Below are 20,985 nucleotides of genomic sequence, written 5' to 3' on the forward strand. Positions count from 1 at the left end.
CCGGGCTGTCAGTCGTGGGCGGGCTCGGTCGGGGTGATCCCGCGCAGCGCCTGGGTGAGCCGCTCGTCGAGGTCGGCCGGCAGGTCGCCGCCCGCCAGCACGGTCCGCGCGTAGCCGCGCAGCACGGTGCTGAAGGTCACGTAGTGCGGCGAGACGGGGCGCAGATTCGCGTTCTCGACGACGGTCAGGAGCGTCTCGACGTACGGGTACGCCTGGCGGACGGTCGCCTCCGCGTAGATGCCGGCCCGGGTGGCGGCGAAACCGCCCCGCTCGAACAGCAACCGTTGGCTCTGCTCCCCGGTCAGGAACTCGATGAGCGCCTGGGCGGCCCGCGGCTGGGCGGTGTGGGCCGAGAGGGCCAGGTTCTGCCCGCCCAGCACGCTCGGCCCGGGCAGCGCCGTGACGTCGAAGTCGGCCGGCGCCGCCGCCGCGCCGGCCGGCCCGGCTTTCGCGTCGGTCTGGGTCAACTGCCGGTACGCGACCGGCCAGTTCCGCATGAAGGCGACCTCGCCGGCCGCGAACGCCTGCCGGCTCCGCTCCTCGTTCTGGTTGAGCGCCTCCGGTGACACGACGGCCGGCCGGCCCGGGCGGGGTGGGGCCAGCGACCGCAGCGCCGCGGTGAATCGTGCGCGGTCGACCGTGACCCGGCCCTGGTCGTCGACGCGCAGCTCGCCGCCATGGGCCCAGAGCGCCTCCAACGCGTTGACCGTAAGGCCCTCGTAGTCGCCGAGCTGGCTGGTGTAGCCGGCCTGGAGGCCGGGCGTCTTCGCCGCCAGCAGTCGGGTCGACTCATTCTCGATCGTCGCCCAGTCGGGCGGGGGCCGCAGGCCGAGGCTCTTGCGATAGAACAGCAGCCCGGCGTCGGTGTTGAACGGCAGCGCCCACAGCTGGTCGCGGTACCGGCAGGTGAGCAGCGGCTTCTTGAGGAACACGTCCTGCGCAGGCTCGGCCAGTCGCGCCTCGTCGATCGGGCGCAGCAGACCCTTCTCGGCGAACTCGGCGGTCCAGATGACGTCGAGGTTGAAGATGTCGATCTCGGAGCCCTCCTGCGCCTGGTTCACCATCTCGGCGTGCTGGCCGTCCGCGGCCTCCGGCAACTCGACGAGATGGGCCTGGTTGTCGGGATTCATGGCGTTCCAGAACTCGATGAGCGCGAGTCGCTGGCTGCCCACGCTGTCGTCGCGACCGCTGAGGATGAACAGGTCGCCGGGCTCCAGGTCGCCGCCACCCGGGATCGGCAGCAGGAAGAGCAGGGTGGCCGGGAGCAGCCCGATGACGAACCCGAGGGCCGCCCAGCGCAGCCGGCCGCCGCGCCCGGGGGGTGCCGGCTCCACGGTGTCTGGCATCAGTCCGCTCCCTTCCACAAGGCGGTGAACAACCCGGTCAGCACCTCGTCGAGCCGGTCGGCGCGGGTGTCGAAACAGTCCCCGCCGGTCGCCTGGGCGAGGCGGTCCAGCGCGGATCCGGCGCAGGCCCCGCCCGCGACGGAGAGCACGTAGAGCCGTACCCCGGTCAGCGTCCCGGCCGCCGGAGCGGACGCTCCGGTGGTGTCCTGGCCGTCCGTGACCACGACGAGGGCCCGCAGCGGATCACCGCCACCGGCGCGGAGCTGGCCGGCACCAGCGCTGATCGTCCGGTGCAGCGGCGTGTTCCCGGCCGGCCGGACCCGCCCGAGCGCGGCGCGTACGTCCTGGACCCGGGCGGGGTCCGGGTGCCCGATCGGGGTCACCTGCCGGGAGTTGCCGGCCGTGGTGGAGAAGGTGACAAGGCCGAACTCGTCGCGCTGCCCCATCCGGTCCAGGGACCGCCCCACGCCGTCCACGGCCACCTGGAAGCGGCTCCGGCGCCGGTCCTCGCTCGGCTCGCGCATCGAGCCGGAAGCGTCCAGCGCGATCAGCACCCGCCCCGGCCGGTGCGCCGCCTGGTAGGTGGCGCGGATCAGCTCCTGGGCGCGCACCGGTGGCTCCGCCAGCGGCCGGGGCAGGCGGAACGGCCAGTCCGGCAGCGCGCCGTTGGTGGCGTCGATCGGCGCGCCGACGGGCTGGCCGGACGGCCGCAGGCCGGCCCGCAGCAGCGCCTGCTTGCCCTCGCCCTCGGTGGCCAGCCAGCGGGCGAACGAGGCGGCCGCCGCGCGTACCCGGTCGCCCTGCACCGGGTCCGGCCAGTGCAGCCGCACCACCGGCAGGGTCAGCACCGGGGAGTCCGCGGGATAGAACGCCTGCAACAGTTCGGCGGCCGGGGGCACCTGCCGGGTACCGCACGCGCCGCCGATCGGCTTGCCCTGGTTGTAGCGGACCAGCGCCTGCTCGGTGAGCACCACGGCCGGTGTGTCGGCCGCAGTCGCGCCCAGGGTCCGTTGCCGGCACAGCAGCGCGATGTCGTCGCCGATGGGGTACGCCCCGGCGTCCAGCGTCCGGTCCAACCACCGCTCGACGTCCTGGCGGGCGGTGGAGGCGGGTACCGGCCGGCCCTCGGCGGTGTAGAGGGCGTAGGTGGCCAGCCGGGCCGGCACCGATGACGTGGGGTCGGCCCGCACCACCCCCCGGGCGGCGGGCCGGCCCGGCTCGGTGCCGGCCGCCCGGCGGAACAGCTCCCGCCAGCTGGTCGTCATGTCCCGCTGGCCGGCCGCCAGGCCGGTACCGAGGCCACCCGCCGGCACCCCGAGGACCAGGGGCGACGACGCGATCCGGTCGACGTGGGACACCACCCCGGTGTCGGGCAGCCCCGCCACGTCGCTGCCGGACTCGGGGAGCCAGACGTCCGGGTGCGGCCCGACATCCTGCAGATAGCGGCGACCGGCGTCGGCCGAGCTCCAGCGGGCCTCGATGCCGGCCCGCAGCTCGTCGCCGGCGACCGGATACAGGTGCAGCCGGGCCGACGGGCAGCCCCCGTTGCGTCGCGCGGACCAGCGCTCGTACGCGTCGGCCACCTCCCGGTAGGGCAGCTGGCCGGCGGCGGAGGTGGCCACCCGTACCTCGGCCGGCTGGAAGCAGTCCGAGGCGAGGGCGGCGTCGGCGTCGGCGGCCCCGGCGGCCCCGACCAGGAGCAGCCAGGCGGCGAGGACCGGCAGCACGACCCGACGGGACGGCGTGCCGCGCCCGGTGAGCCGGGTGGCCAGCGCGGCGGGCGCCAGTCGGAGCCGGCGGCGCGGGGCGGGTCGCCGGCGTGGGGCGGGCCGGTGGCGGTCGGGCCCGGGAACGGGGACCGGCCGCCCGGGGGCCCAGGCGACCCGGATCACGCCCTCCTTGCGGTCCGCCGAGAGCGTCGGCCGTTGCCGGTGCCGGGCCCGGCGGATCGCGTCGGCCACGTACAGGTGCAGCTCGTCGGTATCGATGACGCCGTCGCCGTTGAGGTCGGCCTCCCCGGTACGCAACCCCTCGACGACCGCCCGGGTGAAGACTCCCTGCCCGTCCCGTTCGTAGCTGAGCTGGACGCCGGTGCAGGCGGTGATGACGACATGTCCACGGCCACGGAAGGGCTCGGTCAGGTCGGTGTCGAGCGCCGCCCGGCTCCGCTCGTCGCCGAACGCGCCGCTGTAGCAGCAGTCGAGCAGCACCACGATCTGCCGGGCCCGGCTGCGACCCATCTCGAACCGGACGTCGGCCGCCGACAACGCGGTGGCGCGGATGAGGTGGGGCTCGTAGGACGAGTTGGCGGTGGCGAAGTAGAGGGTGCCGTCGTCGTCCTTCAGCCCGTGCGCCGAGATGTGCAGGAGCAGGACGTCATCGCGCTCGCTGTACTTGAAGAAGTCGGCGACGGCAGCGCCCATGTCCCGGATCCCGACGTCCCGCAGCACCGTCACCGTGTCGAACGCGCCGATCGCCGGATCCTCCAACACCTCCCGGAGCGAGTCGACGTCGCGGACGGCGCCCGGGAGGGTGGCGAACGCCGGATCCCCGTAGGTCTCGTTCGCGATGAGCAGCGCGCGTCTCATGGGCCAGACGGAAAGATCCGGTCGATGAAGGCCTCCGTCAGCCGGCGCTGCTCGTCTGCGGTGGCGTTGTCGAGGATCAGCTCGTGTTCGCCGATCCGCACCTCGACCCGGCCGCGGCCCCGCCGTCGCTGCCAGTCGGCGACCACGGCGAGCACTCCCGCCACCACCTCGGGCTGGGCGGCCAGCGTGGCGAGCAGGGTGCCGAGTTCGAGGAGCTCGCCGGAGCGGGCGCCGACCGGTACCGCCGTCGGCCGCGGCGCCCGCCGGAGGGAGGCGAGGTCGTCAGACTGCCGGAGCTCCCGGAGCAGCCGCTCGGCGGCCGCCGCGGTCGCTTCCTCGTCATCATCGATGGTGATGAGCTGCGCCCCCACAGTGTCCACCTTCGACACCGTAGCAGCTCTCCGCCGATCAGTCGGTAACAGCCCGTACACAATGGCGTTCGGGCCGGACGGGCCCCGTGCCCCGTCCGGCCCGATCCGCGGCTGGCGGTCACCGCAGGCCGGGGACCTCGGTGACGGTGAACGGCGGCGCCGGGTCGGCGGCGAAGAGCTGGCTGTTCACCCAGAGCAACCGGTCGCCGTCGCGGGCCACCGTGGTCGGCGACCGGTCCGTGCCCACCGGCTGCGACCGCCGCACCACCCGCGCGGCGCGCAGCGGCGGGTCGAGCACGGCCAGGTCGACGGTGAACCGGTAGCCGCCCGCCCCGTCCGGGGCGTTGACCACCCCGTACAGCCGGTGGCCCTCCAGCAGCAGGCCGTCGGCGCCGAGCCGGCCGCCGGTCACCGCCACCTCGGTGACCGTCCGGGCGGTCAGGTCCACCCGGAACAGCTTCTCGGTGCCCTGGTCGGCCACCAGTGCGATCCGGCCGGTCGCGTCGACGGCGATGCCGTTGAGGAACTGCGGGGCGGTGGGGAAGTCATCCGGACCGACCCAGGGGACGAGTTCGCCGATCCGTCCGTCGGTCAGCGCCGCCCGCCACACCGTGCCGGTCGCCGAGTCGGTGACGTAGCCGGCCGTCGCGGTGAGGGCGAGGTCGTTGAGGGCGGCGCCGGCCGCGGTCCGGCGGGCCAGCAGCGCGCCGTCCGGCGCGTGTACGAAGAGGGTGCCGGTGTCCCAGCCGGCGACGAAGATCCGGCCGTGCCGGTCCAGGTGCACCCCGGCGGCGCTGGTCCGGCCGTCGCCGCCCGGGGGCAGGAAGGGGCGCAGGTCGGGGCGGCCGGTGTGGCCCCGGTAGACCGCTCCGGTGGCCACGCTGGTGACGTACATGGTGCCGTCGGAGGCGACCGTGACCCCCTCGGGGTGCACGCCCGGTTCCTGGGAGACGACGTACGTGTCGGGTCGGGGGCTGCTGGCGGCGGTCGGCGAGGGTACGGCGACGCTCAGCGCCGTCATGCCCGCCGTCGCCGCGGCGACGAGTGTCTTCACGCGCACCAGATTGTGGCCGGCGTCGGTGCGGCTGAAGCCCCTTTCAGCGTGGCCCGAAAGGTGGCTAGCGTTCGCCCATGACGACGCTGCGCCTGAACGCCGCCGACCTCAGTCGCACCGTCCTGCGGTCCGCCCCGGCGGTGCTGCTGGAGCTGGGCATGGCCGGTCAGCGGCTGTTCCGCGCCGACGTGCCGGAGCACCTGGCCGGGTGGCGGGCCCGCACCCGGGCCGCGCTGCGGCCGCAGATGCGCCCGTACCTGGACCTGTGCCGGGTGCCCGACCGGTACCCGGACCTGCTCACCCCGCCCCGCCTCGGCAGCGACCTGGACGGCTCGCTGGACGAGGTCGCGGCCTCCCCGGACGCCGCGTTCGCCGCCGAACTGGGCCCGCTGGTGGAATCGGGTGCGCTGCCGGACCGGCTGGCGCCGCTGGCCGCCGGGGAGGCCGGCGCCCGGGCCCGGCTGCGGGCGGCGATGACGGCCTTCCACGAGGTGGCGGTGGCGCCGTACTGGGCGGAGATCACCGCGACGGTCCGCGCCGACCGGGCGGTACGCGGACACGCCCTGCTCGACGCCGGCATCGACCGGGTGCTCCGGGATCTGAGCCCGTACCTGACCTGGAGTTCGACCGGCGACCGGTACGCGCTGTCGTACCGGTGCGCGGTCGCCGACGACCTCGAGCTGGTCCCGGGCGGGCGGGGCGTCACCCTGCTGCCCAGCTACTTCGCGCCGCAGCCCTACGTGCTCGACGACCCGGCCGGGCCGCTGGTGCTGGCGTACCCGGTGCGTCCGGGCCGGCGGGAGCTGACCGCCGGCAAGCCGCTGGCGGACCTGCTCGGGCGGACCCGGGCGGCGGTGCTGGCCGCGATCGTCGACGCGCCCAGCACCTCGCGGCTCGCCGAGGTGGTGGGCGTCTCCGTCGCCTCGGCGAGCCAGCACGCGGCCGTCCTGCGGGCCGCTGGGCTGATCACCACGCACCGGGCCGGCCCGGCCGTGCGGCACCTGCTGACCCCGCTCGGCGAGCAGTTGCTGCGCGAGGGCCGGCCGGTCGGCGTCAGTCCCCGGTGACCCCGTCGATCCGCTCCCGGATCAGGTCGGCGTGGCCGTTGTGCCGGGCGTACTCCTCGATCATGTGCAGGTAGACCCAGCGCAGGCTCATCTTGTCGCCCTTGCCGTCGCGGCGGGTGCGGGGGAAGACGTGCTCCAGCGGCAGGTCCGCCACGGCCGCCCTGGCGGCGGTCACCTCGGCGGTGAAGGTGGCGAAGTCGGCCTCGGCGTCGGCATCGGCGTAGTCGTTGAAGTCGGCGTCCGGGTCCTCGGGGTCCTCGTACAGGGCGGGGACGTCCTGGCCGGCGGCGCGGAGGCGGAACCACCAGCGCTCCACGGCGGCCATGTGCCGGACCAGGCCGAGCAGGGTCAGCGTGGACGGTTCGACGCTGGGCGTCTTCAACTGCTCGGCGGTCAGCCCGGCGCACTTGTGCAGCAGGGTGTCGCGGTGCCAGTCGAGCCAGCCCTCCAGCATGGGGCGCTCGTCGGCGGCGTACGGCTCGGTGGTCCGGGTGATCTCGGGTGCTCTCCAGGTCATGCCGGCCATCCTCGCCCCAAGGGTGGGCGGGACGCGACCTGTTAAGCGCGGCCCCCGGTACAACGGAATGCGTTAACCGGGGGCCCTTCCTTCCCGCTCAGGGAACCACGACGACCGGCCAACGGCCGGTGCGGACCAGCCGGGTGGCGACCGAGCCGACCAGCCGGTGGCCGGCCTGCTCGGAGGAGCCGACCACCACCAGGTCCGCCCGGGACTCGTCGGCCGCCGCGCAGAGTTCGGTGTACGCGTCCCCGCGCCGGCACAGGAACGTCACCGGCACGGCCAGCTCCTCGGCCCCGCGCCGGCACTCGGCGCGCAGGTCGGCGGCGAGTTCGTCGTGGGTCTGCTGCACCGCCCCGGCCACCACGCCGGACATCATCGCCGCGTACGGGGCCGGTGAGCTGACGAAGACCACCACCAGTCCGGCGCCCTGCCGGCGGGCCAGCCCGGCGGCGTAGGCGGCGGCCCGCAGCGAGGTGCGGCTGCCGTCCACGCCGACCAGGACCACCCGGGGCCCGTCCGTGCCGCGTTCGAACGGCAGCGGCCGGGCCTCCGGGCCGTACTCCTCACGCTCGACGGAGGCGCTCACCGGGCATCAGTCCCGGATGCCGGTCCGCACCACGGCGGCTCCGCCGCCGGCCGCGACTGTCGACTCCTGGTCTACCTGGTCGGCGATCGGGTCGCTGTTGCGCAGCCGCAGCGGCACCTCCTTGATGAAGATGACCGCGATCAGGGCGATCAGCCCGAACGGGGCGGCGGCCAGGAAGATGTCCCCGGCGCCGTGCCCGTACGCGCTCTCCACCACGGCCCGGATCGGGGCGGGCAGGGTGTGCACGTCGGGCAGGGTGCCGCCGGTGCCGGCGCCGGACGCGTCGATGCCCAGTCCGGCCAGCCCTTCGGCGAGGTAGTCCCGGACCTTGTGGCTGAGGATCGCGCCGAGCGCGCTGACGCCGATCGCGCCGCCGAGGCTGCGGAAGAAGGCGACCACCGAGCTGGCCGCGCCGAGCTCGTGCGGGCCGACCGTGTTCTGCACGGCGAGGACCAGGTTCTGCATGGTCATGCCGAGCCCCAGGCCGATCAGCGCCATGAAGATGCTGACCTGCCAGTACGGGGTGTCCGCGCGCAGCGTGCCCATGGTGGCGAAGCCGACGGTGAGCAGCGCGGAGCCGGTGACCAGGTAACGCTTCCAGCGGCCGGTGTTGGTGATGATCCGGCCGACGACGGTGGAGGCGATCAGCAGGCCGAGGATCATCGGCAGCGTCATCAGGCCGGACATGGTCGGGCTCTCGCCCCGGCTGATCTGGAAGTACTGGCCGAGGAAGACCGAGGCGCCGAACATGCCGACGCCGACCGCGACGCTGGCCACCACGGCGAGGGTGATGGTGCGGTTGCGGAACAGCCGCGGCGGGATCATCGGCTCGCTGGCCCGGTGCTCCACCCGGATGGCGAACGTGCCGAGCAGCAGTGCCCCGACCACCAGCACCGCGCTCTGCCAGGAGATCCAGTCGTACTTGTCGCCGGCCAGGGTGACCCAGATCAGCAGCAGCGAGACGGCCGCGGTGATCAGCGTGGCGCCCCACCAGTCGATCTTGACCTGGCGCCGGACCACGGGCAGGTGCAGGGTCTTCTGGAGCACGACCAGGGCGGCGATGGCGAACGGCACCCCGACGTAGAAGCACCAGCGCCAGCCGAGCCAGGAGGTGTCGACGATCACGCCGCCGATCAGCGGGCCGCCGATGGTGCCGACGGCCATCACCGCGCCGAGGTAGCCGCTGTAGCGGCCGCGCTCCCGCGGCGCGATCATCGTGGCCATGATCACCTGGGCCAGCGCGGTGAGCCCACCGGCGCCGACGCCCTGCACCACCCGGCAGGCGATCAGCTGCCCGGTGGACTGGGAGAGACCGGCCAGCACCGAGCCCAGCACGAAGATCGTGAGGGACAGCTGGATGAGGATCTTCTTGCTGGTCAGGTCGGAGAGCTTGCCCCAGATCGGGGTGGTCGCGGTGGTCGCCAGCAGCGTCGAGGTGACCACCCAGGTGTACGCGGACTGGCCGCCCTGCAGCTCGGTGATGATCCGGGGCAGCGCGTTCGAGACGACCGTGCCGGAGAGAATTGCGACGAACATGCCGAGCAGCAGGCCGGAGAGCGCCTCCAGGATTTGCCGGTGCGTCATGTCGACGGCGGTCGCCCGGGTGGGCGCGGTCGCCTGCGTCATCGTGGACTGCCTCCGCGGGGAGTGGGGGGAAGGGTGCCTCAGGCAACCGTAGGCTTTTGTTGCCTGGAGCAACAACCTGACGTGGTGAAGATCTATTCCGGCGGGCCCGATAGGCGGTGCCGGGCCCGATAGGCGGTGTGCCGGGTCCGTTGGGCGGTGTGCCGGGTCCGTTGGGCAGTGTGTCGGTTCGGCCGGCCCGATAGGCGGTGTGCGGCCCGATGCGCGGTGTGCCGGGCCCGATGGGCGGTGTGTCGGGGTATGTAGGGTCGGACCGGCTCCGCCCCAAGCGGCCATTTCGGGCGCGCTGACCCGGAGGCACCTCGCCTGCGAGCACGGAGCCGGCGGTACCTCATCCGCGCCCTACCAACTTGACCTCACAAACGAATCAACGACCCCGCCCATTGCCGCGAACGGGCGCGACCGCGCCACCGAATGATTCGTCTACGACATCAAGTTGGTAGGGCGCGGAACGCACCCCACCCAGTCGGGGCGATGGCCCGCCCGCCGGCTGTGGGCGGAGCCTCGCGGTGTGCGGTGTGCGGTGTGCGGTGTGCGGCGTGCGGCGTGCGTGTGCGGCGCGTCGGTTGTGCGGCGTATCGGTGTGCGGCGTATCGGCGCGCGGCATACACCCGCGTGGGGCGCCCAGGCACGCGGGAGGGCCCGAGGTGCGGCATGTCGTGGTGTCCGGCGCGCGGGATGGCCCGAGGTGTGGCATGTCGCGGTCGGGGCGCGGGGCGGGGCCGAGGTGCGGCATGTCGTGGTGTCCGGCGCGCGGGAGGGCGCGAGATGCGGCATGTCGCGGTGTCCGGCGCGCGGGAGGGCCCGAGGTGCGGCAGGTGGCGGCCGGCCAGGCTCAGAGCGCGGAGGCGTCGTTGAACCGGCGCAGCAGCCGCGCGAAGTCGTCGATGTCCTCCCGCGACCAGCTCTCCAGCGTCCGCCGGATCTGCCCCAGCCGGGAGGCGCGCGCGGCGTCGAACCGCCGGGTGCCCTCCTCGGTCAGGCTCAGCTGGAAGGCCCGCCGGTCGCCGGGGTCGGGATCGCGCCGGACCAGGCCGAGCAGCTCCAGCCGGTTGATCTGGCGGCTCAGCGTGCCCTTGCCGATGCCGAGCCGGGCGGCCAGGTCGGTGAGCCGGACCGAGCCGGCCCGGCGCAGCCAGAGCAGCAACCCGTACGCGTTCGGTTCCAGGTTGGGATGGACCTCGCTGGCGATCTCCCAGGACAGCGCCCGGCCGCGGCGCAGCAGGGCGGTCAACTCGTGCTCCACCGCACGCAGGGTCTCCGGCAGGTGCTCGTCCACGGCAGAAAGGGTACGTGGCCCGGATCACCCGTCCGGGGTCAGTCGCCGGCGGGCCACCTCGCGCAGCCGCCCGTCGCTGGCCGTCCCCTCGATCAGCACCTCGGCCGTGCGGCCGGTGTGGGTCAGCGTGGACACCGCGTTGCCGAAGTACGGTCCGGCCAGCTTCTTCCACCGCACGCTGGGCCGGCGCACCCCGGCGGAGCGCGCGAGGGCCCGGGCGGCCGACGCCGGACCCGGGTTCCAGCCGAGCGTCATCAGTGGGCGCATCGCCGCCGGCACCTGGTTGTGGATCGGCGAGCAGGTCAACTGGTGCACCGGGGTGCGCACCGCCGGGTCGGCGAACCGGGCCCGGGCCACGTACGAGTGGTGCACGTCCCCGCCCAGCATGCTGATCGACGCGGGCGGCGCGTACGCCGGGCCGGCGCCGACCCGCGCCCCCGGCTCCCCGGGGCGGCCGCTGCCCAGCCGGACGAACAGCTCGCCGAGGGCGTCGAAGGAGCGGCGGAACGACGCCCAGTGCTCCAGGTCCCAGGCCCGCCGCAGTTGCTCCGCCAGCCGGGCCACCCACGGCCGGCCGGAGTCGGCCAGCTTCTCGTTCCACGACTCGACGTGGTGGATGCCCGGCGGCAGCAGCCAGGGCAGCGAGGCGCCCACCACCAGGTGGTCGTAGACGCCGTGCGCCCGGTCCAGGAACCAGGACCACTCGCCCGGTGGCAGCATCGCCCGCGCGCCCGGCTCCAGCACCCGGCTGGAGCGGTTGTCCAGCATCACCAGCCGGGTCCGGCCCAGGTCCAGCGAGTAGCTCCACTGGTATTGCACGGCCCGCCAGCGCTCGGTGTCGTGCGCCACGTCGGCCTCGGTGTCGACCCGCTGGCCGAACTCCTCCAGCACCGACGTCGCGTCCTCGGCGGCGACCACCTTGGCGTACACCGGGTCGGTGGCGATCTCGTCCGGGGAGAGGTTGCCCAGGTGCTGGTAGACCCAGTAGGAGGCGAGCCCGCTGCGGATCCGCTCGGCCCACCAGGGCTGCTCGCGCATGTCGGCCCGCCACGACTTCGAGGTGTTCCAGTCGTCGATCACCTCGTGGTCGTCGAAGATCATCACGCTGGGCACGGTGGAGAGCAGCCAGCGGATCTCCGGGTCGCGCCAGGACTCCAGGTAGAGCTTGGTGTACTCGTCGTAGCTGACCACCTGGGTCGCCGGGGCGTCCTTCGGCCGGCGCCGGCGCCGCTTGAGCAACTTGCGCATGGTCGGCGAGGTCTCGTCGGCGTACACCTGGTCGCCGAGGAGCACCAGCAGGTCGGGCCGGTCCGCCTGGTCGGGCGCGGCGATCATCCGCCGGGCGTACGCGTCCAGCGCGTCCGGGGGCAGCTTGCGCGACGTGGAGTGCTGGGTGGTCTCCCGGCAGGAGCCGAAGAGCAGGCGGACCGGCTGGTCCCGGTCGTCGGCGGCCCGGGTCCGGATCACGCTGGGCGGGAAGTCCGCGCCCGGCTCCGGCCAGGCGAGCTCCTCGTCGATCAGCACCTGGTAGCTGGTGGCGCTGTCCGGGGTGAGCCCCTCGACCACCACGATCGCGTAGTGGTGGTCGTACGCGGTGAAGGTGGGCGCGGAGCCGGTGGCGCCGTCGGCCGTGCGGACGGTGACCACCGCGGGCCCGCTGGTCTCCACCCAGACGGTCGCCCGCGTGTCCACCACCCGGCGCAGCAGGGGGCCGATGAGCAGGCGGGGACTGGGCACGACGCACCTCCGACGAAGATCGTTTAGGGTCTCCTACCCGGCCGACGGTTGCGGCACGCCTGCCGAACGTGAGCGTACCCGCAGGTTGTTCGCGTGCCGAGGCGGTGAGTGGGACGCCGTCGTCGGCATCTGACAGGATTTCGGCATGACGGAATACCTCCTCATCGCGCTCGCCCTGCTCGGCGTGCTGATTCTCGGTGCCATCGGGCTGGTGGTGCCCCGGTTGCGCCGGCGCCCGCAGCCGCCGCTGCCGGAGACGGAGGTCGACACCCGCGCCGAGGAGGACCTCGCCGGTCCACCGGTCGAAGCGGCGGAATCCGACCTGTCCACCGGGGTCCTGGTCGCGCCGCCGCCGGTCGTCGAGGCCCCGGCGCCGGCCGTCGAGGTCCCCGAACCCACCGCCGGCCGGCTGGTCCGGCTGCGCTCCCGGCTGTCCCGGTCGCAGAACGTCTTCGGCAAGGGCCTGCTCGGCCTGCTCAGCCGCGACCACCTGGACGAGGACACCTGGGAGGAGATCGAGGACAGCCTGATCACCGCGGACGTCGGCATCGACGCCACCCGCGAGGTCGTCGACCGGCTCCGCGAGCGCACTCGGGTGCTGGGCACCCGTTCCGGCACCGAGCTGCGCGCGCTGCTCGCCGCGGAGCTGGTCAACGCGCTCGACCCCGCGCTGGACCGGTCGCTGAACGCCGACCCGAAGGTGGGCATGCCGGGGGTGATCATGGTGGTCGGGGTGAACGGCGCCGGCAAGACCACCACCTGCGGCAAGATCGCCCGGGTGCTGATCGCCGACGGGCACTCCGTGCTGCTCGGCGCGGCCGACACCTTCCGCGCCGCCGCCGCCGACCAGCTGGAGACCTGGGGCGGCCGGGTGGGCGCCGAGACCGTCCGCGGCCCGGAGCGGGCCGACCCGGCCAGCGTCGCCTTCGACGCCGTCAAGCGGGGCATCGACAGTCAGGTCGACACCGTGCTGATCGACACCGCCGGCCGGCTGCAGAACAAGATCGGCCTGATGGACGAGCTGGGCAAGGTCAAGCGGGTGGTGGAGAAGCACGGCCCGATCGACGAGACGCTGCTGGTGCTCGACGCCACCACCGGCCAGAACGGCCTGGAGCAGGCCCGGGTCTTCACCGAGGTGGTCAACGTGACCGGCGTGGTGCTGACCAAGCTCGACGGCACCGCCAAGGGCGGCATCGTGATCGCTGTGCAGCGCAAGCTCGGCATCCCGGTCAAGCTGGTCGGCCTCGGCGAGGGGCCGGACGACCTGGCCCCGTTCGAGCCCACCCAGTTCGTGGACGCGCTGCTCGGCACCGAAGCCGCCGGCGCGTGACCGTAGGTGGGCACTGACCACCGCGCCTACCTCGGTTGGCGCGACCCCAGCCACTCGTCGCAGCGCCTCGGGAGACCGTACGTGACGTCGCAGGAGATCCCGCTGCACGGCGGGAACGTGAGCACCGTGGTCCGGGTGGGCGACACGGTACGGCGCAACGCCGGGCCGTGGACCCCCTCGGTGCACGCGCTGCTGCGCCACCTGGAGTACGTCGGGTTCACCGGCGCGCCCCGGGCGCTCGGCATGGACGAGCGCAACCGGGAGGTGCTGTCGTACCTGGAGGGGGAGTGCGGGGAATATCCGCTGGCCCCGCACTGGGTCACCGACGAGGCGCTGGTGACCGTGGCCACCATGCTGCGGATGTTCCACGACGCCCAGTACGGTTTCGTGCCGCCGCCCGGTGCGGTCTGGCGCTCGTTCGGGCCGCCCCCGCCGGACACCGAGGTGATCTGCCACCACGACGCGGCCCCGCACAACGTCATCTGGCGCCCGGACGGCACCCTCGGGCTGATCGACTTCGACCTCGCCTCGCCCGGCGCCCGGATCTACGACGTGGCGTACGCCGCCTGGACCTGGGTGCCGGTCTTCGCCGACCGGGACTCGATCACCCTCGGCTGGCGGCGCCCGGACCGGCCGCGCCGGCTGCGGCTGTTCGCCGACGCGTACGGGCTGATCCCCCGGGACCGGCACCGGCTGGTGCGCACCATCCGCAAGCGGATCGTCGACCACGTCGAGGGCATCCGCCGGATGGCCGCCGCCGGGGAGCCGGCGTTCGTCCGGATCGTGCACAAGGGGCACCTGCGGCGCCCGATGCGTGATCTGCGCCTGCTCGACTACGAGCGGCAGCACCTGGAGTACGCGCTGCGCTGAGGCGTACCGGACCGAAAGGGTGGCCGCTTCCTCCCCGGAACGGCCACCTTTTTCGTATTCCGCTGTCATGATCGGGGTCCGTCACACGCCGGAAACAACCTGTCACGTGTCGGAAATCGAGAGGTGTCGGTGAAGGAAACAGCCGGCGACAAAGCTTCGGCCCAACCGGCGTACGGGCGACGCTGCCCCGGAAGCCGCGAAGGAGGGACCTTCACCTTTTAGGAGGCCAGCGTGCCTGAAGCACCGACGATCGACACCGGGAACACCGCCTGGTTGCTGATATCGAGCGCGATCGTGCTGCTCATGACGCCGGGTCTGGCGCTGTTCTACGGTGGCCTGAACCGGTCCAAGGGCGTTCTCAACATGATGATGATGAGCTTCTCCTCGATCGGGCTCGTCAGCATCCTCTGGTTGTTCTATGGCTTCTCCGTCGCCTTCGGCGACGACAAGGGCTCGGTCATCGGTGACGTGGGCCAGTATCTCGGCACCAAGACCTTCATGGCCGAGACCGACCTGTGGGGCGAGACCGGCATCCCGCTCTACGTGTTCATGGCGTTCCAGATGATGTTCGCGGTCATCACCGTCGCGCTGATCAGCGGCGCGATCTCGGACCGGGCCAAGTTCTCCGGCTGGCTGCTGTTCGCCTTCGGCTGGGCCACCCTGGTCTACTTCCCGGTCGCCCACTGGGTGTGGGGTGGCGGCTTCATCGGCGCCAAGCTCGGCGCGCTCGACTTCGCCGGTGGCACCGCGGTGCACATCAACGCCGGCGCCGCGGCGCTGGCCCTGGTGCTGGTGCTCGGCAAGCGGCTCGGCTGGCCACGCGAGCAGATGAAGCCGCACAACGTCCCGATGGTGGCGCTCGGCGCCGGTCTGCTCTGGTTCGGCTGGTTCGGCTTCAACGCCGGCTCCGAGCTGACCGCCGACTCGACCACCGCGATCGCCTTCCTCAACACCCAGGTCTGCACGGCCGCCGCCGTGCTCGGCTGGCTGGTGGTGGAGAAGGTCCGGGACGGCCGGCCGACCCTGGTCGGCGCCTCCTCGGGCGCCATCGCCGGTCTGGTCGCGATCACCCCGGCCTGTGCGTTCGTCGTCCCCTGGGCGGCGGTCCTGCTCGGCCTGGTCGCCGGCGCGGTCTGCGCCCTGGCGGTCGGCCTGAAGTACCGGCTCGGCTACGACGACTCGCTCGACGTGGTGGGCGTGCACTTCGTCGGCGGCTGGATCGGCTGCCTCTGGATCGGCCTCTTCGGCACCAGCACGGTCAGCTCGCTGGTCAGCGACGAGGGCCTGTTCTACGGCGGCGGCGTGACCCAGCTCGGCGTGCAGGCGCTCAGCGCCCTGATCGTCACGGTCTACTCCTTCGGGGTGGCCTACCTGCTGGGCCTGGCGATCGAGAAGACCATCGGCTTCCGGGTCGCCAGCGAGGCGGAGGTCGAGGGCATCGACATCGCCGAGCACGCGGAGAGCGGCTACGACCTGTCCCCGGCGGCCGGTGGCGGCTCCGGCGGCGCGTTCGCGATGGCCGGGATCGGCACGTCCGCCCCGGCGGGAGAGGGCAAGACGGCCCCGGCGGAGCCCGCCGAGCCGGTCAGCGAGAAGGTCGCCGGTTAAGTTCCTGGGATGGAGGGTTTGGACATGAAGCTGGTGACCGCGGTCATCAAGCCGTACCAGCTGGACGCGGTGAAGGAGGCCCTGCACGCCCTCGGCGTGGCCGGCCTGACCGTCAGCGAGGTCCAGGGCTACGGCCGGCAGAAGGGGCACACCGAGGTCTACCGGGGTGCCGAGTACACGGTCGAGTTCCTGCCCAAGATCCGGGTCGAGGTGCTCACCGACGAGATGGACGTGGACAAGATCGTCGACGCCATCGTCGCCGCCGCCCGGACCGGCAAGATCGGCGACGGCAAGGTCTGGGTCACCGGCGTGGAGGAGGTCGTCCGGGTCCGTACCGGCGAGCGCGGCCTCGACGCCCTCTAGGAGGCAACCACCGATGACCCCGTCGACCAGGAGCGACGCGTCCGGCACCCGCCCATCCGCCGACGCCGACCCCCTGGCCGACGGGGTCATCGGGCTGCCCGCCGGGATCGGCGCGGCGGCCCGCCAACGCCGGGCGGACGTCCTCGACGGCTGGCTGGGCCGGCTGCTGCCGCTCCCGCCGGGGGTCGCGCTGATCGCCGTGGGCGGGCTCGGCCGCCGGCAGTGCGCCCCCTACGGCGACCTGGACCTGGTGTTGCTGCACGCCGGCGTGCCCGGGATGGACGAGCTGGCCCCCCGCCTGTGGTATCCGATCTGGGACGCCGGGCTGCGGCTGGACCACTCGGTGCGCACGGTCGCCGAGGCGCTCTCCGTCGCCCAGGACGACGTCAAGGTCGCCCTCGGGCTGCTCGACGCCCGGTACGTGGCCGGCGACCGCGCCCTGGCCGATTCGCTGAGCCACACCGCCACCGACCACTGGCGGCGTACCGCGCTGCGGCAACTGCCCGCGCTGCGGGAGATCACCACCGCCCGCTGGCAGGCCCACGGCGAGCTGGCCTTCCTGCTGGAGGGCGACCTGAAGGAAGCCGCCGGCGGGCTGCGCGACGTGGGCATCCTGCGGGCCATCGCCACCGCCGGGATCACCGACGCGCTGCGCCCCGCCGTACACGCCGCCCACCGGCGCCTGCTCGACGTCCGCGACGCGCTGCACCGGCAGGTCGGCCGGCGGGTGGACCGGCTGCTCGCCCAGGAACGCGACGGGGTGGCCGGCCTGCTCGGGCTGGACGGCGGGGACACCCTGCTGCGCCGGGTCGCCGGCGACGCCCGGACCGTCTCGCACGCCCTGGACGACGCGTGGCGGGCCGCCGACCGGCTCCGGTCCGGCCGGGGCCGGCGCGGCGCCGACGGCCGCCCGCTGCGCCGGCCGGTGGCCCGCGACGTCGTCGAGCAGGACGGCGAGCTGGTCCTCGCCCGGACCGCGATCGGCGCCCGCCCCGACCCGAGCATCTCGCTGCGGGTGGCCGCCGCCGCGGCCACCACGGGACTGCCGATCGCCCGCGCCACCTGCGAGTGGCTGGCCGCGTACTGCCCGCCGCTGCCGGCGCCGTGGCCGCCCGAGGCCCGGGCCGCGCTGATCACCCTGCTCGGCGCCGGCCCCGGCCTGGTGGCCGCCTGGGAGACCTGCGACCGGTACGGCCTGGTCGACGGCTGGCTGCCCGAGTGGACCCGGATCCGCAGCCTGCCCCAGCACAACCCGGTGCACCGGTTCACCCTGGACCGGCACCTGGTGCAGACCGCCTTCGAGGCCAGCCGGCACACCCGCGACGTGGACCGCCCCGACCTGCTGCTGCTCGGCGGGCTGCTGCACGACATCGGCAAGGGGCTGCCGGGCGCCGGCCCGGACCAGCCCGCCGACCACAGCATCGCCGGCGCGCCGCTGGCGGAGGCGGTCGCCACCCGGATCGGGCTGGGCGACGCCGACGTGACCCTGATCGGCAAGCTGGTCCGGCTGCACCTGTTGCTGCCCGACGTGGCCACCCGCCGCGACCTCACCGACCCGGTCACCATCGCCGGGGTGGCCGACCGGGTCGCCGACACCACCACCCTGGACCTGCTGCACGCGCTGGTCCGGGCCGACGCCGCCGCCACCGGGCCGGCCGCCTGGTCGGGCTGGAAGGGCCGGCTGATCGCCGAGCTGGTCGGCCGGGTCCGCACCGCCCTGGACACCGGGGAACTGCCCGCCCCGCCCGCGCCGGACCCGGCGCTGGTGGCCGGGCCGCTGCCGGCCGTACACCTGGGCGAGGACCGGGTGTCGGTGGCCGCGGCGGACCGGCGCGGCCTGCTCGCGACGGTGGCCGGGTGCCTCGCCCTGCACCGGCTGGAGGTCATCTCCGCGGACGCCGCCACCGTCGACGGCCGGGCGCTTGTCGAGTGCCGGGTGCAGCCCCGGTACGGCCTGGCGCCCGACCCGATCGCGCTCAGCGCCGACCTGCGCCGGGCGGTCTCCGGTGACGTCTCGGTCAACCAGCGGCTGCGGGGCCGGGCGCTGGCCGCCCGCGGCGCGGGGGCCGCGGCCCGGGTGGTCTGGCACCGGGCGGCGGCCACCGACGCCGTCGTGCTGGAGCTGCGCGCGGCCGACGCGGCCGGCCTGCTCTACCGGGTGGCCTGCGCGCTCGACGAGGCGGGCGCGCTGGTCCGGGCGGCCCGCATCGCCACCCTCGGCGGTGACGTGGTGGACACCTTTTACCTGGTGGGCGGCTGGCCGGCAGAGCCCGAGCGGGCCCGGCTGGAGGCGGCGGTGCTGACCGCCGCCGGGTGACCGTGCCGTCCCGCCCGCCGCCGTGCGCCGGCCCGTCCGTCGCGGCCGACCGGTTTCGGACCGCCCGCTCGTGGATACCATCGGCCGGGTGACCTCACCGGCCCCGACCAGCACGCCCGCCTCCGGCACGCCCCCCGAGCCGGGTGCGGCGCGCCCGTCCGCCCCGGCGTTCCGGGCCGACATCGAGGGTCTGCGCGCGGTGGCCGTGCTGTCGGTGGTGCTGGCCCACGCCGGGGTGGCGGGGCTGGCCGGCGGCTTCGTCGGCGTCGACGTGTTCTTCGTGATCTCGGGCTTCCTGATCACCTCGCTGCTGCTGCGCGAGCTGCGGTCGTCGGGCCGGATCTCGATCCGGCGGTTCTACGCGCGCCGGGCGGTACGGCTGCTGCCGGCCTCGTCGGTGGTGATGGTGGCGACGCTGGCCGGCTCGTGGCTGTGGCTGAGCCCGCTCCGCTCCGCCGAGTACGCCTGGGACGGGCTGGCGAGCGCGTTCTACTGGGTAAACATCAGGATGGCGTCGACGGGGACGGACTACTTCGCGGCCGAGGCCACCCCGTCGCCGTTCCAGCACTTCTGGTCGCTGGCCGTGGAGGAGCAGTTCTACCTGGTGTGGCCGCTGCTGATCCTGGCGGCGACGGTGGCGGGCCGGCGGCGGGGCCGGGTACGCCTGGTGCCGGTGGCCGTGGTGTTGCTGCTGCTGACCGTCGGGTCGTTCGCGCTGAGCGTGACGGAGACGCAGCGCAGTGCGCCGTGGGCCTACTTCGGGGCGCACACCCGGGCCTGGGAGCTGGGCCTGGGGGCGATGGTGGCGCTGGTCGCGGGGCGGCTGTCCCGGCTGCCGGGCTGGCTGGCGGCGGCGTCGACCTGGCTGGGGCTGGCCGCGGTGGTGACGGCGATGCTGCGCTACGACGAGTCCACCCCGTTCCCCGGCACTGCGGCGCTGCTGCCGGTGGTCGGCACGGCGCTGGTGATCGCCGGTGGCTGCGCCACGCCCCGGTTCGGCGCGGCGGCGCTGCTGGGCCGGGGGCCGATGCGGTGGATCGGGAAGCAGTCGTACGGCTGGTACCTGTGGCACTGGCCGGTGCTGGTGATCGTGCCGGTCGCGGCCGGGTTCAGCCCGTCGCTGCCGGCGAACCTGGCGCTGTGCGCGGGCGCGCTGGCGCTGGCCGCGCTCTCCCTGCGCCTGGTGGAGGACCCGGTCCGGCACCGGCGCTCCCTGCGCACCCGCCCGGTGCGCGGCATCGGCCTGGGGGTGGCCCTGTCCGGCCTGACCGCGGTGCTGGCCGCCGTGACCCTCGCCGTCCCGCCCGCGTTGAGCTCCGGCGGCAACGGCGCGGACCTCGGCACGGCGCTGGCCAACGCGACCGACCCGCAGCGGGTGCTGGGCCGGTTCCTGGACGACGCCGCCGACACCCGGGAACTCCCGGCGAACCTGAGCCCCGGGCTGGCGGAGGCGACCGACGCCCGGCCGGAGATCTACGCCGACGGCTGCCACGTCGCCGACGCGCCCACCGCGCCGAAGCTGCCCTGCGCGTACGGGGACCTGACCTCCGACACCACCGTGGTGCTGCTCGGCGACTCGCACGCCGCGCACTGGTTCCCCGCGCTGCAGACGCTGGCCGAGGAGAACGGCTGGAAGCTGGTCTCGATGACCAAGGGCGGCTGCTCGCTCGCCGACACCCCGGTCTGGAACGGCACCCTCAAGCGGGTCTACCGGGAGTGCGCCCAGTGGCGGACGAACGTGCTGCGGGTCGTCCGCGACCTGCGTCCGGAGCTGGTGGTGGCGACCTCCCACGTCAACTTCGGCACCCCGGAGGGCGAGACCGAGGAGCAGTGGGTCGCCCGGTGGACCGCGGGCTGGGGGCGTACCTTCGACGCGCTCCAGCGTTCCGCCGATCGGGTGGTCACCGTGGTCGACACCCCGAAGCTGGCGGCCGACGCGCCGGAGTGCGTGGCGCAGAACCCGCGCCGGGTGGACGCCTGCGCCACCCCCACCGACACCGCGCTGCGCCGTCCGGAGCTGCGGGCCGCCGTGCTGCGGCAGGCGGAGCAGCACGACGTGACCGTCGTCGACCCGGCGCCCTGGCTCTGCGAACGGCAGTGCCCGGTCATCCTCGGCAACGTGCTCGTCTATCACGACTCCGGGCACCTGACGACGCGCTTCTCCGCCCTGCTGGCCCCGCTGCTGGCCGACCACCTGCCCCGGCTGACCCGAGGGTAAGGAAGGGCACCCTGTTAACGCATTCGGTAGCGGCGGGGCCCCCTGTCAACACCCCCGGCCCGCGCTACGTCCGCTGACGTACGCCGG

At 74.1% G+C, this 20,985-nt stretch carries 16 protein-coding genes; 7 read left to right on the plus strand and 9 right to left on the minus strand.

Annotated elements, in window-relative coordinates; genetic code table 11:
* Positions 1-8 precede the first annotated feature (8 nt).
* The 4 genes from K7640_RS03510 to K7640_RS03525 all read right to left on the minus strand — a co-directional run bounded on the left by K7640_RS03510 (position 9) and on the right by K7640_RS03525 (position 5,359).
* Positions 9-1,346: an extracellular solute-binding protein gene (locus K7640_RS03510; protein WP_222953225.1), complete on the minus strand. Its 1,338-nt coding sequence runs from the start codon at positions 1,344-1,346 to the stop codon at positions 9-11.
* Positions 1,346-3,934, minus strand: coding sequence for a caspase family protein (locus K7640_RS03515; RefSeq protein ID WP_222953226.1), 2,589 nt, complete (start codon positions 3,932-3,934; stop codon positions 1,346-1,348). Before K7640_RS03515 ends, K7640_RS03510 begins: the two co-directional genes overlap by 1 nt.
* Positions 3,931-4,314, minus strand: coding sequence for a hypothetical protein (locus K7640_RS03520; protein ID WP_222953227.1), 384 nt, complete (start codon positions 4,312-4,314; stop codon positions 3,931-3,933). Before K7640_RS03520 ends, K7640_RS03515 begins: the two co-directional genes overlap by 4 nt.
* A 109-nt stretch (positions 4,315-4,423) precedes the next feature.
* On the minus strand, positions 4,424-5,359 hold the full coding sequence (locus tag K7640_RS03525) for an SMP-30/gluconolactonase/LRE family protein (RefSeq protein WP_222953228.1): 936 nt from the start codon (positions 5,357-5,359) through the stop codon (positions 4,424-4,426).
* Between the two features lie 77 nt (positions 5,360-5,436).
* Here K7640_RS03525 and K7640_RS03530 point away from each other — a divergent pair, with 77 nt between their 5' ends.
* Positions 5,437-6,426 carry a helix-turn-helix transcriptional regulator gene (locus K7640_RS03530; RefSeq protein ID WP_222953229.1) on the plus strand — a complete coding sequence of 330 codons (990 nt, stop codon included), beginning with the start codon at positions 5,437-5,439 and terminating at the stop codon, positions 6,424-6,426.
* Here K7640_RS03530 and K7640_RS03535 read toward each other — a convergent pair.
* From K7640_RS03535 to K7640_RS03555, 5 genes are all read right to left on the minus strand, one after another.
* On the minus strand, positions 6,413-6,943 hold the full coding sequence (locus K7640_RS03535) for a DinB family protein (RefSeq protein ID WP_222953230.1): 531 nt from the start codon (positions 6,941-6,943) through the stop codon (positions 6,413-6,415). The two genes, K7640_RS03530 and K7640_RS03535, sit on opposite strands and share 14 nt — an antisense overlap.
* A 97-nt stretch (positions 6,944-7,040) precedes the next feature.
* Positions 7,041-7,532, minus strand: a complete 492-nt coding sequence (locus tag K7640_RS03540; protein ID WP_222953231.1) for a universal stress protein — start codon at positions 7,530-7,532, stop codon at positions 7,041-7,043.
* 6 nt (positions 7,533-7,538) lie between these two features.
* The gene (locus K7640_RS03545) at positions 7,539-9,158 is read right to left on the minus strand and encodes an MDR family MFS transporter (RefSeq protein WP_222953232.1); all 1,620 of its coding nucleotides are present in this window, start codon (positions 9,156-9,158) and stop codon (positions 7,539-7,541) included.
* Positions 9,159-10,011: 853 nt separating this feature from the next.
* Positions 10,012-10,455, minus strand: coding sequence for a MarR family transcriptional regulator (locus tag K7640_RS03550; protein WP_308042446.1), 444 nt, complete (start codon positions 10,453-10,455; stop codon positions 10,012-10,014).
* Between the two features lie 24 nt (positions 10,456-10,479).
* Positions 10,480-12,192 (minus strand): alkaline phosphatase D family protein, encoded by a 1,713-nt coding sequence (locus K7640_RS03555; RefSeq protein WP_222953233.1) that lies wholly within the window; start codon positions 12,190-12,192, stop codon positions 10,480-10,482.
* A gap of 145 nt (positions 12,193-12,337) precedes the next feature.
* Between K7640_RS03555 and ftsY the strand changes: the two genes are divergently transcribed.
* The 6 genes from ftsY (at position 12,338) to K7640_RS30705 (ending at position 20,898) form a co-directional block, all read left to right on the plus strand.
* On the plus strand, positions 12,338-13,522 hold the full coding sequence (gene ftsY / locus K7640_RS03560) for a signal recognition particle-docking protein FtsY (RefSeq protein WP_222953234.1): 1,185 nt from the start codon (positions 12,338-12,340) through the stop codon (positions 13,520-13,522).
* A 6-nt stretch (positions 13,523-13,528) separates the two neighbouring features.
* Positions 13,529-14,392 carry an aminoglycoside phosphotransferase family protein gene (locus K7640_RS03565; RefSeq protein WP_222953235.1) on the plus strand — a complete coding sequence of 288 codons (864 nt, stop codon included), beginning with the start codon at positions 13,529-13,531 and terminating at the stop codon, positions 14,390-14,392.
* Between the two features lie 231 nt (positions 14,393-14,623).
* On the plus strand, positions 14,624-16,000 hold the full coding sequence (locus K7640_RS03570; RefSeq protein ID WP_222953236.1) for an ammonium transporter: 1,377 nt from the start codon (positions 14,624-14,626) through the stop codon (positions 15,998-16,000).
* Positions 16,001-16,024: 24 nt separating this feature from the next.
* Positions 16,025-16,363, plus strand: coding sequence for a P-II family nitrogen regulator (locus K7640_RS03575; protein WP_170285500.1), 339 nt, complete (start codon positions 16,025-16,027; stop codon positions 16,361-16,363).
* 13 nt (positions 16,364-16,376) lie between these two features.
* Positions 16,377-18,680, plus strand: coding sequence for a [protein-PII] uridylyltransferase (locus K7640_RS03580; protein ID WP_222953237.1), 2,304 nt, complete (start codon positions 16,377-16,379; stop codon positions 18,678-18,680).
* Positions 18,681-18,768: 88 nt separating this feature from the next.
* A complete protein-coding gene (locus K7640_RS30705) occupies positions 18,769-20,898 on the plus strand; it encodes an acyltransferase family protein (protein ID WP_222953238.1) in 2,130 nt (709 codons plus the stop codon).
* Positions 20,899-20,985 lie beyond the last annotated feature (87 nt).

It is taken from the genome of Micromonospora sp. PLK6-60, from assembly GCF_019890675.1.
Lineage (GTDB): Bacteria > Actinomycetota > Actinomycetes > Mycobacteriales > Micromonosporaceae > Micromonospora.

What these genes read in the sequence shown, in the direction of transcription:
- K7640_RS03510 (WP_222953225.1), bottom strand. Translation starts at nt 1,346, where the DNA reads ATGCCAGACACCGTGGAGCCGGCACCCCCCGGGCGCGGCGGCCGGCTG.
- K7640_RS03515 (WP_222953226.1), bottom strand. Translation starts at nt 3,934, where the DNA reads ATGAGACGCGCGCTGCTCATCGCGAACGAGACCTACGGGGATCCGGCG.
- K7640_RS03530 (WP_222953229.1), top strand. Translation starts at nt 5,437, where the DNA reads ATGACGACGCTGCGCCTGAACGCCGCCGACCTCAGTCGCACCGTCCTG.
- K7640_RS03535 (WP_222953230.1), bottom strand. Translation starts at nt 6,943, where the DNA reads ATGACCTGGAGAGCACCCGAGATCACCCGGACCACCGAGCCGTACGCC.
- K7640_RS03545 (WP_222953232.1), bottom strand. Translation starts at nt 9,158, where the DNA reads ATGACGCAGGCGACCGCGCCCACCCGGGCGACCGCCGTCGACATGACG.
- ftsY (WP_222953234.1), top strand. Translation starts at nt 12,338, where the DNA reads ATGACGGAATACCTCCTCATCGCGCTCGCCCTGCTCGGCGTGCTGATT.
- K7640_RS03575 (WP_170285500.1), top strand. Translation starts at nt 16,025, where the DNA reads ATGAAGCTGGTGACCGCGGTCATCAAGCCGTACCAGCTGGACGCGGTG.
- K7640_RS03580 (WP_222953237.1), top strand. Translation starts at nt 16,377, where the DNA reads ATGACCCCGTCGACCAGGAGCGACGCGTCCGGCACCCGCCCATCCGCC.